The organism is Lactococcus termiticola (assembly GCF_003116835.1).
Classification (GTDB): domain Bacteria; phylum Bacillota; class Bacilli; order Lactobacillales; family Streptococcaceae; genus Lactococcus; species Lactococcus termiticola.
Genome location: NZ_BFFO01000003.1, coordinates 204,168 through 220,534 on the forward strand (window position 1 = coordinate 204,168; position 16,367 = coordinate 220,534).

Here is a 16,367-nt window from a genome sequence, read left to right on the forward strand (position 1 = left end):
TTCTTAGACGAGATCTTTAAGATCCCAGAGGCTGTTCATGGCTTCACGGGCCGTCATGTTATTGACATCCATGGCCTTTAATTTTTTGATAAGTTCACTTTCATTATTGCCCAGGTTAAAGAGGCTGAGTTGCTGGTCAGCTTCGGTCGCTCTACTGACAGGCTCCTGGCCCTCCAGCTCTTGGAGAATCAGGTCAGCCCGCTCGAGTAGACTGTCTGGGAGCCCGGCGATTTTACCGACATGAATCCCGTAGGACTTGTCAGCTGGCCCTTCCGTGATCTTATGCAGGAAGGTCACTTCACCGTCTTTTTCCAGGGTTGCCACATGGACATTGCTGAGATGTTCAAGGCTTTCATTGAGGGCTGTCAGCTCATGATAGTGGGTGGCAAAGAGGGTCTTCGCCCCAATCTTATCATGAATATATTCGATAATCGCCTGAGCCAGGGCCATGCCGTCATAAGTGGCTGTCCCCCGGCCGAGTTCATCAAAGATGATTAGGCTTTTAGATGAAGCATGTTGGATGGCCCGATTGGCCTCGCTCATCTCGACCATGAAGGTCGACTCGCCTGAGACCAGATTATCACTGGCCCCAATCCGGGTAAAGATGGCATCAAAGACAGGCAGGACCGCCGACTCAGCCGGAAGATAAGAGCCCATCTGTGCCATGATGACAAGCAAAGCAAACTGCCTCATATAGGTGGATTTCCCGGACATATTGGGCCCGGTAATCAGCTGGATATCACTGCCTTCAGGCAGTTCAATCGTATTGGGCACATAGTCTTGGAGGCCAAGCACGCTCTCAACTACAGGGTGACGGCCTTCTTCAATGGCGACCGCCTGCTCTGTCGTAAATTGGGGTCGGACATAGCCGGCAGATTCAGCCAGGCTCGCTAAACTCTGCAGGCAGTCGACTTCAGCGACAGTCTTGGCCAGGGCTTGCAGGCGGCTGATATAGCCTTCGGTCTCTTTCCTGACAGCAAGGAAGAGTTGGTATTCTAGCTTACTGGACTCTTCTCTGGCCTCCAACATGATTTCTTCGATTTCAGAAAGGCGTTCTGATCCAAAGCGCTCAGAGTTTTTCAGGGTCGCCTTCCTAAAGAAGTGCTCTGGCACCTGAGTGAGATTTGAGGCTGTGACATGGAAATAATAGCCGTCTTTGCGGTTAAAATCAATCCGGAGATTGGAAATCCCGGTCCTTGCCCGCTCTTCGACTTCGAGCTCAGCAATCCAATTGGTTCCTTTGCTAGAGGCTTCGCGGTATTTATCCAACTGGTCATTAAAGCCATCTTTGATAATACCACCCTCAGAAATCGTCCGTCCGCCCTCTTCTGAAATCGCTGAATCAATCAGCTTTCTCAGCTCTGGTAGGTCGTCTAGGGCTTGAGTATTTCTAGCAAAAATCTCAGGATCAATCGCAGTCAACAGCTCACGAATGGCCGGCAGATTCCCCAGAGAACGGGAAAGCTGAATCAAGTCCACCGGCAGGGCCTTGCCAAAGGAAACCCGGCTGGCCAGGCGCTCCAGGTCATAGACGCCTTTCAAGGCCTCAATCAAATCGGCCCGCTCCATAAAACTGCCGAGCATGGCCGTGACCGCATCCAGCCGGCCTTCGATGGCCGTCCGCTTAATCAGAGGCCGTTCAATCCATGCCTTCAGCATCCGGGTCCCCATGGCCGTCTTGGTCTTATCCATCAGGCCATAGAGACTGCCGGCTTTCTTGCCTTCACGGCTGTTAGCCGTCAGCTCCAGCGAGCTCTTGCTGGCAAAGTCCATCTGCAGGTAGTCTTTGATTTCATAATGCTCAGGCTCTTGGATATGGCTGAGGTCTCTTAGCTGGGTCTGCTTGACATAGGCCTTGAGTTTGCTAGCAACCTGCTCTTCTAGCGTGTCGACGACTTCTGGCAATTCCTGGACTTCAGAAATCAGGAGTTGCATCTGTCGCTCTAGAATCTGCCTTTCATTGGGCAAGAGCTCGTAACCAACGACAATCTCCTTGGCCCGCAGACCTGAAATCTCGCTCAAGAGACTTGCCAGCTCGCTGATGGTCGTGACCTTAAACTCTCCTGTCGAGAGGTCCATATAGGCCAGACCCCAGTCAGAGCCTGATTTGTCAATGGCGACCAGGAAGTTATTGTCCACGGTCGCTGTAATATCGACCGCTGTCCCTGGCGTGATGACCTGGGTCACGGCCCGCTTGACGATGCCGACGGCCTCTTTAGGGTCTTCAATCTGGTCAGCAATCGCGACCTTGTAGCCCATGTTAACCAGTGTCTCGATAGGGCCTGATACGGCGTGATAGGGGACACCTGCCATGGGAATCGGCTGTTCGGCGTTTTTATTACGGCTGGTCAGGGTCAGCTCTAAGATTTGAGCGGCGTTAACCGCATCCTCATAGAAGAGCTCATAAAAATCGCCCATCCTAAAAAGCAAAAAAGCATCAGGGTAGTTGGCCTTGATATCTAAATATTGTTGCATTCCTGGAGAAACCTTATCCGCCATATCCTTTTTAAGACCCTTCCTTGACTTTTTGATTGACCTGTCGTTCGATTTCGCCTGTGAGGTGCTCAAGCAAGCTATTGACCGGGGCCATCTTCTGGGCATAGTCCTGGACGAGCAGATGATTTTTGAGGATTTTTTCAAGCCGGCCTGCCTCACGCATGCTCTGCCTATAAGCTTCTGGCTTGCCAATCTTTTGAAAGAGGACTGCCTCTTTTTGAAGCTCCTTCATTTGTTGTTGGGCCTCAAAGACTCCAGGCTCAACCTTTAGGCGACTTTCCGCCTGCTTAAAATCTGAGACATAATCCAGCTCCAAGAGCATGGCCTTGAGCTCTTCTAATTTTTCCTGGGTCGCCGTCTGCATGCTTTTTCCTCTTTATGTATTGCTTCTATTATAGCATATTTCCAGCCTTTCTGCTCTCTGCCAAAAGAAAAAGAGCAGGGCATCTGCTTCTTACTTTCCTAATTTTGCGGACGTTTCCCATCTTCCCAGAAAAGCTTAATCAAGGCCTGGGTCCCGTCATTTTCAAATCCCTTGTTGGCCAGCTGATCATAGAGCGCCTTGGCCCCAGCTGTTGCAGGGAGTTCCAGGCCCATCTTTTCTGCTTCACTGAGGGCAATCCCCAGGTCTTTGATGAAGTGCTTGACAAAGAAGCCCGGTGTGAAGTCCTCAGCGAGGATTCTTGGGGCATAGTTGCTCAGGCTCCAGGTCGAAGCCCCGCCACCGCCAAGCGTCGTCAGGACCTTGTCCATGTCAAGGCCAGCCTTGTCGGCATAGACCATGAGCTCGACCATGGCGGTCATGGTGCCAGCAATCCCGATTTGATTGGCCATCTTAGTGTGCTGACCTGCACCTGCAGGTCCTTGTAGCATAATGGTCTTGCCGACCAGCTCAAAGAAGGGCAGGACTTTCTCATAAGCCGATTCATCGCCTCCGACCATGATCGTCAGAGTCGCATTCTTCGCCCCGATGTCGCCACCAGAGACCGGAGCGTCTAGACTTTCAGCCCCGACCGCCTTAGCCTTTTCAGCAATCCTGATGGCCAGGCCTGGCTCAGAGGTCGTCATGTCGACCAAGACCTTGCCCTTGAGCTCAGCCTCAAAAACACCATTCTCTCCAAAATAAATTTCTTCGACATCCTTAGGATAGCCGACCATAGAAAAGATGAGCTCTGCCTGCTCAGCTACCTCCTGAGGTGTCGCCGCATAGACCGCCCCAGCCTCGACCAACTCATCAGTCTTCGCCTTGGTCCGGTTGTAGACAAAAAGCTCGTTGCCAGCCTCCATCAAATGCCCCGCAATCGTAGCACCCATCACACCTGTGCCGATAAATCCAATCTTTGTCATCTCGATATCCTTCTTTCTGTTAATAGCTTCATTTTACCACAAATCTCAGCCACCGCATAGGCGAAGCCCCCGTCAAAGCGGGGCCGAAGGCCTTACCACCGAGCATTTCACTACTAGAAACATCCCCACCCCCGAAGGGAACAAAAAAAGGCCGAAAGGCCAAAATTAGTGGGGAAGAAGGGATTTGAACCCTCACATCCTTGCGAATACTAGCACCTGAAGCTAGCGCGTCTGCCATTCCGCCACTTCCCCAATGCATTACTTTAATATTTTACCAGTTTTATCCAATAATCGCAAGGATTTATCATGAAAGATAAAAAAGAGGCCAGCCTCAGAAAATCGGCTGACCCATTTTAATAAGTCGTCGTTGGGTATTGGTTGATAAGGCCGATAATGACTGTGAAGAAGAGGATAATGTAGATGACCAAAATCGCCAGGACAATGAAGAAGAGGACAAAGCCAGCCCGGTTATAAGTATCCATGATTTTGCGGAACTCTTCTTCGTCCCGGTAGTCATTAGCCGTATTTTCCAAAGCCCACTTCTCTGCGTGCGCAGCCGTCCAGAAAATCCAGAAGATGTTAAAAATTGGAATCAGGTTAAGGAAGGCCATCCAAGAGCGATTCCCAATCGCAAAGAACATCCAAGAAATAAAGGCTCCCCAGTTCCATTTGGTCCGCCAGCTCATTCTGTCGTTGTTTTCCATCGTTTTTCTCCTTGTATAATACATTTTTTATAGCACGGTAAATTGTAAAATGAATCTATCTAGTGGCTAACTTGCACTTGCAATTTGCAATTTATTATAGCACTAAAACAGGCAGAATTCTGACTCAATTCTTTTTGCCTGTCACTTTGAATGAGTTATTAGTCCTCAGGCATATCCTCACCACCAGCTACAAGCATAAGAATTCCTGAAATCACATTAATAAAAATAAGTGTGCAGACAGAAAGTGTCGTATGCTTGTAGTTGTCTTGACCTTTATAAATTTTCCAAATATTGAGATTCAATGGAATAACCCATGCAGCCATGATTAAACCAAATCCAGAAGTAACTAGTGCCCAAACTCCGAGTGATACCCAGTTTAAAATGAATGCGATGAGATAGAAAGTCTTTCTGTATTCATTACCTACACTTGTTCCCTCAGCGACTCTTTTGTTCTTTGTAATGACTGTTTTTTCATTATTTCTGAAGATTGTAACTTCGTCACCAACTTGTGGCGAATAATTGAAAGCTTCAAAGCCGAATTCTTGCAAGCTCCCATCGTCAAGTCCAACTTGCACTTTACCCATGCTAATTGATACAATTTTTCCCAATTTATTACCTACACTTCCTACACTTGTTCCCTCAGCGACTCTTTTGTTCTTTGTAATGACTGTTTTTTCATTATTTCTGAAGATTGTAACTTCGTCACCAACTTGTGGCGAATAATCGAAAGCTTCAAAGCCGAATTCTTGCAAGCTCCCATCGTCAAGTCCAACTTGCACTTTACCCATGCTAATTGATACAATTTTTCCCATTTTTTATTTCCTCCAACTTTGTTAAATTCATTATACCTTTTAATTGACATTAAATCAAAACTAGACACCAAAATAGGGCGAATTCCTATCCAATCCGGGTATTTTCACACTCCTACTTGTCTAAAATTGTAATATAAGTTGCTTGTCATTTCATCAGTAATTTCGCATAAAAAAACTTACTGACAGAAATTCTGTCAGTAAGTTTATTCACTTTAGCTTCTGAGGATGATAAGCTTCCTCTATATGATTAATTTCAGATAAATTTACTTTGATTGTACTTATTAAAGGTGCCAATAAATCTTTATTAGCTCTGCTCACTTCCCATTTTCTATGCCCAATCCCTTTAGGAAAAAATTCTAAAACTTCATCAGATATTTCTTTCGGATTTTTTCCAAAATAAGAAAATTTTTTTGAAACCAAAACATATTCACTATCATCTATTCCATGATTTGGCCACCATTTTTTATATGCCAGCGCATCTTGCCGGCCAAGTGACAAAGGACCAGTTAAATAATCTGTTCTTGAGATGACATCAGATATTTTCGCCACAAAAATTAAATGCTGATACTTTGGACTGATAAAGGCTCCACGTTTATTTCTGGTTCTTCCGTTATCTCTTGAATGACCAGCGATTGCCATGAGGTAAACATCGGCAGTTTCTTCCCGAATTTTCTCTCTCCATTCTCTGTAAATCCCTTTACGAATTCTTGACATACACCCACCTTCTGTCAGTAAATCTGGTGTAGGTTCATGCTTCTCCGTAAATGCACAAGGATTAATTCCATAGTCGTGCGTCATCCGATAGCAGTAAATAACTATTTTCCTATCCATTTTTACTATCTAATCCTTATAAACAACAGTCCAGTTTGGATTATTTGCCATCATTTCAGCGGATTGTTTATCCATAAATGGTCCTGCAATCACATTCCCGAAGTTATCAACAACATACCAATTTCCCATTATTTTTCTCCTCAAGTAGTTTATTTTGTTTTATATTACAAATTATACGCTATTTTATCATTTTTATCTAATCAGAACCTGATACAGGTCGACACAAGTGGAGTGGAAGAAATTCCGCAAAACACTGTGAAAAGGCAAATGGCGAGACCGAAGGGCTCGCCATTTAACAATGAGACTGCGAAGCAGGCTGCTTGTGGCCCACAGTGTTTTGCGGAATTTCTGGAACGCAACGGCCCCATCTCCAATACGACAGACAACAGAAGAAAGCTCTGCTTTCCCCATCCACCACCTTTTTTGCAGGCTTTTGGTCAGGATTGCTCACCTTGGTCGCATTCCTTCCTCAAAAGCCTAGCAAAAAAGCTCACCCACAGGCAAGCTCCTTATCGATAATCAGGCTTCGGCTGGTTGTTATAATAAACACCTGAAATCCGTTCTGCGGCTCCTGCTTCTGCTGTTTCCAGGGCACGAGAGATTTCGTCGAAGGCTCCGTTGTAGTTGTGGCCATCAAAGAGTTGCATGGCACGGCCAATCCCGTGGGCAACCTTGTCGTTGCTGGCCTTATAGCGGTTGGCGTATTGCATGAGTTGCTCAGCGAGGACAGCATGGCTGATAAGCTCATCTGTCGCATCCTTGAGGGTGTGCATGGCTTCAGTTGACACGTCGACGAGGTGGTTGACTGTATCGATATTGATACGGATTTTATCCAGTTCCTTGAAGAGGTTTTGCACCCGGTCGCTGGTGTTAAAGAAGAGCTCCAGATAGTCCTTTGGAAGGCCTGGCAGATTCTGCTTTTCAACATAGCGTTTGATGATGTGGAGTTCATTTTCGAACTTGTCAGCGATCGATTGAGCCGCCTGCTCTTCATCCTTGAGGTTGACCAGCTTATTACTGATTTCAAGCTGGTTCTTTTCCATTTCTTCAAGGGCAAGGACAATCGCGTTGACACGTTTAGCCAGTTGTGAATCTGGTTCAGCCTTTTCTTCGATAGCTTTTTGGACTTCAGCAGCATCTTCTTCCAGGGTTTCAAGATGTTCTTGATAGCCACGGACAAAGCCTTTTTCATTGCCAGAGAGGATGTAGGCCTGCATGATATGGTCAATCTCAAGCAGGAGGTTTTTATTGTTGGTCTTGGCATGTTCGATGTAGTCATCCAGGACCTTGGCACGTTTTTCTACGCTCCGACGAGAAGCGTATTCTTTTTCAAAAGTGCTATAGATATTGTCAATTTTTACTGAAACACTGTCAAGCTTAGCTTCAGCGTCTTCCAGCTCAAAGCTAGAGATAGAGGCCTTAGACAGGCTCATGAGTTGCTCAATGTCCTTGAGCTCAGCGTCCAGATTGACGCTTTCTGGCAAGACATAATTTTCATCCTCAAATTTTTCCTTGGCTTCCTTGACGTCAGCGATTTGTTGAGGATAGTCTTTTTCGACCAGGGTAATGTAATCTGGAATCCGCTCAGTCACGGCACGCAGGGCCAGTGTGTGATCTTCGGCAGCATCAAGCACTTCTGCTGCTTCGATCGGGTCACCGGTAGAGTTCAAGGTTACAAATTGAGAAAACTCAAGCTCGATATTGGCCAGTTGCTTCTGGATTTCGTCAATCGTGAAGCCGTAGACTTTTGAATTGTCACTGACTTCAGCCTTGAGCTCTTCGTAGAGGTCAAGAGAGTTGTCGATTTTAGCTGAGTTCCGGCGCTCTTGCTCAGTGAGCTCAGCCACGCCTTCACGGATGGCCTTGACTTCGTCTTCCATAATTTCAATTTGGGCTTCAGAGTCATTGACAGACTCACGGGCCTTGAAGAAGTGGAAGGAGTCGTTGAGTTGTTCTGCCTCAAAGATGTGTTCTTCCAGGTCAGCAAATGAATTTGACGAGAGGTCAATCCATTTTTGATTCCATTCACGGAACATGGTCTGGGACTGGCCGACCAGGTGCATCTTCTTGACGGCGTCCATCTCTTCTTGGACGGGCAGGTCAAAAAGGGATTCCTTGCGTTCTTCGAGGTCGAGGATGCGGTCTTCTGTTTTTTTACGCATGACCATGGCGAAGATATAAAAGGCAAGGATAATAACTACAAGAACTACTAGGACAATGATAATCGTGCTTGACATGTGGGCTCCACTATTTTTATTTTAATAATTTCTGATTTTGAATAGGTTTTTTTAGACGATAAAACCTCAAGCATAATTATATCATATTTCATCGAAAAAAAGGGAAACTTTTTTGGGCTGGGAAATGAGTGGGGGTGCTTAATTCGTTTCGGTCCAGAAAAGCCGGTGGCTTGCCGTGAGGCCGCAAGCGAATCCTTCGGATTCCATTGCTAAGTCTGGAGCCCTGCGGTCTCCAGACTTGCCTTGTTTCACGGCATGCCACCGGCTTTTCTGGACCTCCACTGTACTTGCTGTCTCATCATTTCCTTTTTGGAGATGGCATCTTGCTAATGAGTAACTAGCGGAACGGAAGGAAAAGGCCAGTGAATAGTGAACAAGGCAAACGGCGAGACCGAAGGGCTCGACGTTTAGCAATGAAAGCAAAGCTTTGCTTGCGGCCCCACTATTCACTGGCCTTTTCCTGGAGTGTAGCGACTTCCCAACACAAAATAAAAAAAACCAGGCCAAAACCCAGTTTCTAAAATCTTAATATTAAAGTCCAGCTTGAGCTGCAACTTCTGCTGCAAAGTCGTTTTCTGCTTTTTCAATACCTTCGCCAACTTCAAAACGTACAAAGCTGATTGCTTTAGCGTTTTGAGCTTCAAGGTAGGCTTCAACTGTCTTGCTGTCATCCATGATGTAAACTTGTGAAAGCAAAGTGTACTCTTGGTCAACCTTAGTATTGTCAAGCATGAAGCGATCCATCTTACCTGGGAGAATCTTATCCCAGATCTTTTCTGGTTTGCCTTCAGCTTTGAGTTCTTCCTTGATGTCAACTTCAGCTTGTGCAATCACTTCATCAGTGAGTTGTTGCTTAGAACCATATTTCAAGTGAGCAAGGGCTGGTTTATCAACCATAGCGCGAGCTTCGTTGTCTTGGTCAATCTTGTGGTTCATTTGAGCCAATTCATCGTGGATGAATTCTGGATCAAGCTCAGTATAAGACATTACTGTTGGGTGCATTGCTGCAACGTGCATTGAAACTTGCTTAGCAATGGTTTCGTCAGCCCCTTCAAGGACAGTGATAACTCCGATACGGCCTTGGTTGTGTTGGTAGGCACCGAAGTGTTGAGCATCAGTTTTTTCAACCAATGCAAAACGGCGGAATGAAATCTTTTCACCGATAGTTGCAGTTGCTGAAACGAATGATTCAGCCAAAGTTTCACCTGATTTAGTTGTCAAAGCAAGGGCTGCTTCTTGGTCAGCTGGTTTTTGATCTGCGATCAATTCTGCAGTTTCCTTAACCAAAGTGATGAACTGGTCGTTTTTCGCAACGAAGTCAGTTTCTGAGTTAACTTCGATCAATGCTGCGACGTTACCCTTAACGGCAAGACCTGTCAAGCCTTCAGCGGCCACACGGTCAGCCTTCTTTTCAGCCTTTGCAATCCCTTTTTCGCGGAGGACTTCAGCGGCTTTTTCCATATCGCCGTTGACTTCTTCGAGGGCTTTCTTGGCATCCATGATGCCGGCACCTGTTTTTTCACGCAATTCTTTGACTTGTGCTGCTGATACTGCCATTATTGTTCTCCTTAATTGTCTTTGTTTTTATAAAAAAACGAGAAAGGCGCAGCCGCCTCGCCCGTTATGTTTACTTGATTATTCAGCGTCTTTCTTGCCTTCAACCACTTCAACGAGGTCTTCAAGAGATTCTTCGCTGGCTGGAGCTGCCTTAGCTTCAAGGGCTTCTTCAACGTTATCTTCACCTTGACGGCCTTCGATGATGGCATCTGCCATCTTACCAGTGATCAATTTAACGGCACGGATCGCGTCGTCGTTTGATGGGATGATTACATCGATTGGGTCTGGGTCTGCGTTAGTATCAACCATCGCAACAACAGGGATACCCAATTTTTGAGCTTCTTGGATCGCGATTTGTTCGTTGTGTGGGTCAACAACATACATCACATCAGGGATGCGTGGCATGTCTTGGATACCACCCAAGAATTTTTCAAGGCGTTCGCGTTCTTTGTTCAAAAGAACAACTTCTTTCTTAGGCAATACGTCGAAAGTACCATCTTCTTCCATCTTGTTGATAGATTTGAGGCGGCTGATACGTGATTGGATCGTGTTCCAGTTAGTCAAAGTACCACCCAACCAACGATGGTTGATGTAGTATTGACCAGCGCGTTCAGCTTCTTCTTTGACAGCTTCAGCAGCTTGTTTCTTTGTACCAACAAAGAGGACAACAGCACCTTCTGAAGCAGCTCTACGCATGTAGTTGTAAGCATCGTCAACGAGCTTAACTGTCTTTTGCAAGTCGATAACGTGGATACCATTACGTTCTGTAAAGATGAATGGTTTCATTTTTGGGTTCCAACGACGCGTTTGGTGACCGAAGTGCACACCAGCTTCGAGGAGTTGTTTCATTGAAATAACTGACATTTGAATGTCTCCTTTTAAGATAGTTTTTCCTCTTTTGACTGTCAACCAGGCCCGCTACTATGGCTAGCACTACGAGACTGTCAGGTCAAAATGCGAGATGGTTGCTTTACAGCAACGTTTTAATTATACACTAAAGTTTGGGCTTTGGCAACTGGAAGGGGGGTGAAGTCGTTGCGTTCCAGAATTCTGGGGAGATGCTGTGGGGCCGCGAGCGAAGCTTCGCTTCCATCGCTAAATTCTGAGCCCTTGCGGTCTCAGAATTTGCCTTATTCCACTGCATTCCCCAGAATTCTTCCACTCCACTTGGACAGCCTAATACTTTTTGAAATCTCGTGTAAAATCGACCTCTTCTTCAATTTGGATATTTTTGAGGGCCGTTTCCATGGGCTTGAGTTTCTTTTTGGCTTTGGGCTGGGCGCTTTTGTCTTCGCTGAGTTTTGGCTTTGCTGAGGCGGGGGCTTTCTTTGAGGCTTTTTCTTTAGGGCTTGTCAGCTTGAGCTCGAAGCTTTCTTCCGGGAAGAACTCCCCGACTTTGGCTAGGATGGTCTCTAGGCCAAAGCTGTGGGCAATCCAGAAGGGTTTGCCTGTTGCCTTGGCGGCTTCTTTGGCAAAGCTGACGGAATGGTGGGCGACGTTTTGATTGCGCATGATGATGAGATCGGACTTAGCGACTAAACGTTCGATTTCAGCCCTGTTGGGCTTCTTTTTATCAAAACCCAAAAAGGCAAGTCCAGCTTTTGCCAGGCCTGCCTTGAGGTCACCCCAATATTTTGCTTCAGATAGGATGAGAATGGTTCGCATAATGCTCCTTTTTCAAAAGGAAGAGACGGGATTCGAACCCGCGAATGGCTTTCGCCATTACACGCTTTCCAAGCGTGCTCCTTCAGCCTCTCGGACACTCTTCCGAACCCTAATAGTATATCAGATTTAGGGGGTCTAAGCAAGCCGTTCCGTGTGCGAAAGCCGTTTCCCTACTGTAGGCACGCAAGCAAAGCCTTCGGCTTTCACACACTACACTGTATTATTAAAAATTAAATCAATTCTTCTTTATGAAAGGCATCCAGCACTTGAGCGCCGTCATTGAGCTTCTCCCATATCACTGCCCGGCCGGCAAGCTTCGATTTTTTAACGTCAATAATCCTCTGGTTAGCTGAGCCACGGAATTGCAAGGTCAGGTCCTTTTCCTCCAGGATAAAAGGCCCGTCCACCAGGATGTCAATTTCAGCCAACAACTCCTGCTTGTCCTGGCTTTCTTCCTGGAGCTCCTCCCAGCTATAGCCGGTCCAGGACCAGATGTCCTTGCCCGGTAGCTCTTTGCGGACTCTTTTGACCAGCGGCAACAAGATTCCTGTGTTCATAAAGGGCTCGCCACCCAGCAAGGTCAAGCCTTGAACATAGGGCTGGGCGAGATCAGCCATGATTTGCTCTTCGAGTTCGGCCGTATACGGCTGGCCATAGTCAAAGTCCCAGGTTGCCTGATTGTAGCAGCCAGGGCAGTGAAAAAGACAGCCCGACACATAGAGCGAGCAACGGACCCCTTCGCCATCGACAAAGTTAAAAGGCTTATAATCCGCAATCTTGCCCTTAGAATAATCTTGGGCTAGCTTTTTTTCATTCATTGCTCTCCTTGTCCTACATGTGTTTTACCCGGGCCACAATTTCAGAGTGGCGCCCGTGCACCATTGGCCGAGCCTGAGGATTACCAAGATAGCCACAGGTCCGCTTGACCACATCACAGGTCTCAGGGTTGCTGTTGCCACATTCTGGGCACTTGAACCCACGAGCTGTTGGGGCAAAATCCCCCTCAAAGCCACATTCATAGCAGTGGTCAATCGGGGCATTAGTCCCCAGGTAGCCGACCCGGTCGTAGGCATAGTCCCAGACGGCCTCAAGGGCCTTTGGATTCTGCTGGATGACCGGATATTCGCAGTAGTGGATAAAACCACCATTGGCATAGACAGGGTAATCTTTCTCAAAATCTAATTTTTCAAATGGTGTTGGATTCTTGCGGACATCATAGTGGAAGGAATTCGTATAGTAATCCTTGTCCGTGATGTCAGCCACCTCGCCAAATTTGGCCTTGTCCAGCTTGCAAAAGCGGTCTGTCAGGCTCTCAGACGGCGTGCTGTAAACGCTGAAGTGGTAGCCCATCTCAGCTGACCAATCGGCACAGCGGGCATGCATGGCCTTGACAATCTCAAGGCTGAAGGCTTTGGCTTCTGGATTCTGCTCCCAGGTCGGCCCGTAAAAGCTGGTCACAACCTCATAAATGCCGATGTAGCCCAGAGAAATCGTCGCCCGGTCATTCTTATAAAGACTGTCAACTTCTTCATTGGCCTCTAAACGTCCCAGTGCCCCGTTCATAAAGAGGATGGGAGCGTTTTTAGGTTCCGCCTCACGACAGCGAGCAATCCGGAAATCCAGGGCATCTTTAGCGATATCCAGGCGTTCATTAAAGATTTGCCAAAATTTATCCTTATTGCCAGAAGCCTCAAGGGCGATTCTTGGCAGGTTGACTGTGACCACGCCCAGATTATTTCGACCAGCTGTGACCTCGTTGCCCTGTGCATCCTGCCAGGCATGAAGGAAGCTCCGACAGCCCATAGAAGCCTTGAAGGAGCCCGTCAGCTCGACAATCTTGTCATAAGAGAGGACATCAGGATACATCCGCTTGGTCGAACATTCGACGGCTAGCTGCTTGATGTCGTAGTTTGCTGTGTCTGCCTCGAGGTTGAGCCCCCGCTTCAGCGTGAAAATCAACTTAGGGAAAATCGCTGTCCGGCGTTCCTTACCAAGCCCCTTAATTCTGACCTTGAGGATGGCCTTTTGGATTTCCCGGGCATAATAGTCTGTCCCTAAGCCAAAACCAAGCGTGACAAAGGGTGTCTGACCGTTCGATGTGAAAAGTGTATTAATTTCATACTCTAAAGACTGCATGGCATCGTAGATGTCTTTTTCCGTCTTTTCCTTAGCATAGGCTTCCTGCTTGCTAGCATCGTCAATCCAAGCCTTGGCATCTGTCAAATGCTTTTCATAATTGAGCTTGGCATAAGGGGCGAGAATCTCGTCTGCCCGGTCAAAAGAGCAACCGCCGTATTGAGAGCTGGCCACATTGGCGATGATTTGGCTGGCCTGGGCAGTGGCTGTCTGGATAGACTTAGGTGATTCTACTTGAGCATTGCCCAACTGGAAGCCGTTTTCAAACATGTTCTTGAAGTCAATCAGACAGCAGTTGGACATGGTTGTATAAGGACTGTAGTCCAGATCGTGGAAGTGGATATCGCCCTTCTGGTGTGCATTGGCCACATGGGCCGGCAGCATTTTCAGGCCGATAGCCTTAGCAACCGCACCCGCCGTCAGGTCTCGCTGTGTATTGAAGACATTGGCGTCTTTATTAGCATTTTCATTGACGACCGACTGATCCTTATTGACCAATTTTTCAATCGTGAAATTGATGTCCGTCGCCTTTTGACGGGCCAGGTCTCGCTGGGTCCGGTAGCTGACATAGGCCTTGGCCAGATCAAGCTCGCCTGCCTCCATGAGTTCGTGCTCAACGATATTTTGAATCTCATAGATTTTGACATCTTCATCAAAACGGCTAAAGAGCTCAGAGAGGACTTGTGCCTTTATTTTTTTCAGCTCAGCCTCTTTGATTTTCCCCTGAGCTGCTTTTTCTAAAGCATGAAGGATTTTATCCCCATCAAAATCAACCCGGCGGCCATCCCGCTTGATGACTTGAATGGTCTTTTCCTCTATCAAAACTTGCATCCTACTAACCTCATTTCACACATTCAAAAAATTGATTCGCTTTTAAAATTGTATCAAAATTCACAAAGGATTTCAACAAGATATTGTGTCTTTTTCGTTAAATCTCGATGAGAAAGCACAAGATGTGGGGCACCAACCTTCTCCAGACCTTTGATTGCTAGCAATAACTTTTTAGAACGCGAGAAACAAGACAAGAAAACCACTTTCTCATTTGATGCTCTAAATGTTTCAATTCGATAAAGCTATTATAACAAAAAACTCGCAAGACATATCAGTCTTACGAGTTTAACTCAATATTCGGGGCCAAGCCCTTAGATGCCGAGGACCGGTTTCGAACCGGTACGAAGGTTACCCTTCGCAGGATTTTAAGTCCTGTGCGTCTGCCAGTTCCGCCACCCCGGCTCAGTTGAATATCGGGAAGACAGGATTCGAACCTGCGACACCTTGGTCCCAAACCAAGTACTCTACCAAGCTGAGCTACTTCCCGGGTGATACTTATGTAATGCATACACCGAAGTGTAATGCAAGCGGTAGGATTCGAACCTACAACCGCCTGATTCGTAGTCAGGTACTCTATCCAGTTGAGCCACGCCTGCTTGTGTTGTGAAGTTGCGAGTAAGGCTTACGACCAAAGGAAGTAAGTATTGCCGCAACTTCCAAAACAAGGTTGCGGATAAGGAAAACGAAGTTTTCCTCCTTACAGGTAAAGGGCCATTAGGCCAAAGCGAACGACGGGATTCGAACCCGCGACCCCAACCATGGCAAGGTTGTGCTCTACCCCTGAGCTACGTTCGCTGAGCATTAGAGGAGCTGAGTCAAGAAAGCACTGCTTTCTTGACCATCTCCTCAATGCGAAGGTGACGGATAAGGAAAAGCGTGAGCTTTTCTTTCCTCTTTTCTTCGCTTGGTGTATACACCTGGTAATGTAAAGGAGCTTGTCTGCTTCGCAGTTTCGCTGCGCTCAGATGACTGCGTCATCACAAGCTCCTTTACATCAAAATTTTAGCGCGTTCGGAAAGCGAGCTTTCCAACGCTTATAAAATTTTGATGCCGACTACATGATTCGAACACGCGACCCTCTGATTACAAATCAGATGCTCTACCAACTGAGCTAAGTCGGCTTGGTTGGATTTAACTTTGCCAACTTCACTCAGTAGAGCATCTGCGAGGTGGAAAGCTACGCTTTCTTTATTCGCAACCTTGAAGCAGTGCTTCAAGCTCTACCAACTGAGCTAAGTCGGCTTGGTTGGATTTCATGGTTGGCCAATGCTTGAGACATTGACTAACCATGATGTTGAGTTTGGGGTGGAAAATGCTTCCTTTGGTCGCATTTTCTACGCCCAAACTCTAACATCATGCGGATGAAAGGACTTGAACCTTCACGCCCGAAAGCACTAGAACCTAAATCTAGCGTGTCTGCCAATTTCACCACATCCGCAATGACCCGTGCTGGGCTCGAACCAGCGACCCTTTGATTAAAAGTCAAATGCTCTACCAACTGAGCTAACGAGTCATTTCAATAGATTGAAAGAGGCATAAGCCTCTTTCAACGGTTCCGACGGGAATCGAACCCGCGATCTTCGCCGTGACAGGGCGACGTGATAACCGCTACACTACGGAACCTATGGGAGTTGAGGGGTTCGAACCCCCGACCCTCTGCTTGTAAGGCAGATGCTCTCCCAGCTGAGCTAAACTCCCATAAAGAAGAACAACTGTCCTCCTAAGCTGGTGGAAATCATCTCTGATTCCCA

At 46.9% G+C, this 16,367-nt stretch carries 12 protein-coding genes and 11 tRNA genes; all 23 read right to left on the reverse strand.

Annotation, left to right across the window (positions count from 1 at the left end):
- Positions 1-3: 3 nt before the first annotated feature.
- The gene (gene mutS, locus NtB2_RS03520) at positions 4-2,499 is read right to left on the reverse strand and encodes a DNA mismatch repair protein MutS (RefSeq protein WP_109245567.1); all 2,496 of its coding nucleotides are present in this window, start codon (positions 2,497-2,499) and stop codon (positions 4-6) included.
- A 7-nt stretch (positions 2,500-2,506) separates the two neighbouring features.
- Positions 2,507-2,860 carry a YlbF family regulator gene (locus NtB2_RS03525; protein WP_109245568.1) on the reverse strand — a complete coding sequence of 118 codons (354 nt, stop codon included), beginning with the start codon at positions 2,858-2,860 and terminating at the stop codon, positions 2,507-2,509.
- Between the two features lie 98 nt (positions 2,861-2,958).
- Positions 2,959-3,849, reverse strand: a complete 891-nt coding sequence (locus NtB2_RS03530) for an NAD(P)-dependent oxidoreductase (protein ID WP_263970106.1) — start codon at positions 3,847-3,849, stop codon at positions 2,959-2,961.
- 163 nt (positions 3,850-4,012) lie between these two features.
- Positions 4,013-4,095 (reverse strand) — tRNA-Leu (locus tag NtB2_RS03535).
- 101 nt (positions 4,096-4,196) lie between these two features.
- Positions 4,197-4,547 (reverse strand): ribonuclease G, encoded by a 351-nt coding sequence (locus tag NtB2_RS03540; protein WP_109245570.1) that lies wholly within the window; start codon positions 4,545-4,547, stop codon positions 4,197-4,199.
- A gap of 158 nt (positions 4,548-4,705) precedes the next feature.
- Entirely contained in the window at positions 4,706-5,359 is a 654-nt protein-coding gene (locus NtB2_RS08690; protein WP_201797348.1) for a hypothetical protein, read from the reverse strand.
- A 207-nt stretch (positions 5,360-5,566) separates the two neighbouring features.
- Positions 5,567-6,190 (reverse strand): Nmad2 family putative nucleotide modification protein, encoded by a 624-nt coding sequence (locus NtB2_RS03550; protein ID WP_165814951.1) that lies wholly within the window; start codon positions 6,188-6,190, stop codon positions 5,567-5,569.
- Positions 6,191-6,699: 509 nt separating this feature from the next.
- Positions 6,700-8,427: a septation ring formation regulator EzrA gene (gene ezrA / locus NtB2_RS03555; protein WP_109245571.1), complete on the reverse strand. Its 1,728-nt coding sequence runs from the start codon at positions 8,425-8,427 to the stop codon at positions 6,700-6,702.
- 531 nt (positions 8,428-8,958) lie between these two features.
- Positions 8,959-9,984, reverse strand: coding sequence for a translation elongation factor Ts (gene tsf / locus NtB2_RS03565; protein WP_439956804.1), 1,026 nt, complete (start codon positions 9,982-9,984; stop codon positions 8,959-8,961).
- Between the two features lie 78 nt (positions 9,985-10,062).
- Entirely contained in the window at positions 10,063-10,848 is a 786-nt protein-coding gene (rpsB, locus tag NtB2_RS03570) for a 30S ribosomal protein S2 (protein ID WP_109245574.1), read from the reverse strand.
- A 312-nt stretch (positions 10,849-11,160) separates the two neighbouring features.
- A complete protein-coding gene (locus NtB2_RS03575) occupies positions 11,161-11,649 on the reverse strand; it encodes a DUF2325 domain-containing protein (RefSeq protein ID WP_109245575.1) in 489 nt (162 codons plus the stop codon).
- Between the two features lie 17 nt (positions 11,650-11,666).
- Positions 11,667-11,753: transfer RNA gene (locus NtB2_RS03580), tRNA-Ser, on the reverse strand.
- Between the two features lie 126 nt (positions 11,754-11,879).
- Positions 11,880-12,467, reverse strand: coding sequence for an anaerobic ribonucleoside-triphosphate reductase activating protein (nrdG, locus tag NtB2_RS03585; protein ID WP_109245576.1), 588 nt, complete (start codon positions 12,465-12,467; stop codon positions 11,880-11,882).
- A 13-nt stretch (positions 12,468-12,480) separates the two neighbouring features.
- A complete protein-coding gene (gene nrdD, locus NtB2_RS03590) occupies positions 12,481-14,616 on the reverse strand; it encodes an anaerobic ribonucleoside-triphosphate reductase (RefSeq protein WP_109245577.1) in 2,136 nt (711 codons plus the stop codon).
- A 316-nt stretch (positions 14,617-14,932) separates the two neighbouring features.
- Positions 14,933-15,018, reverse strand: a tRNA-Leu gene (locus NtB2_RS03595).
- Positions 15,019-15,029: 11 nt separating this feature from the next.
- Positions 15,030-15,103: transfer RNA gene (locus tag NtB2_RS03600), tRNA-Pro, on the reverse strand.
- A 35-nt stretch (positions 15,104-15,138) separates the two neighbouring features.
- Positions 15,139-15,212 (reverse strand) — tRNA-Arg (locus NtB2_RS03605).
- Between the two features lie 127 nt (positions 15,213-15,339).
- A tRNA-Gly gene (locus tag NtB2_RS03610) sits at positions 15,340-15,411 on the reverse strand.
- Between the two features lie 253 nt (positions 15,412-15,664).
- A tRNA-Thr gene (locus tag NtB2_RS03615) sits at positions 15,665-15,737 on the reverse strand.
- Between the two features lie 235 nt (positions 15,738-15,972).
- Positions 15,973-16,054: transfer RNA gene (locus NtB2_RS03620), tRNA-Leu, on the reverse strand.
- Between the two features lie 2 nt (positions 16,055-16,056).
- Positions 16,057-16,129 (reverse strand) — tRNA-Lys (locus tag NtB2_RS03625).
- A gap of 37 nt (positions 16,130-16,166) precedes the next feature.
- Positions 16,167-16,239 (reverse strand) — tRNA-Asp (locus tag NtB2_RS03630).
- Positions 16,240-16,241: 2 nt separating this feature from the next.
- Positions 16,242-16,314: transfer RNA gene (locus tag NtB2_RS03635), tRNA-Val, on the reverse strand.
- Between the last annotated feature and the right edge of the window lie 53 nt (positions 16,315-16,367).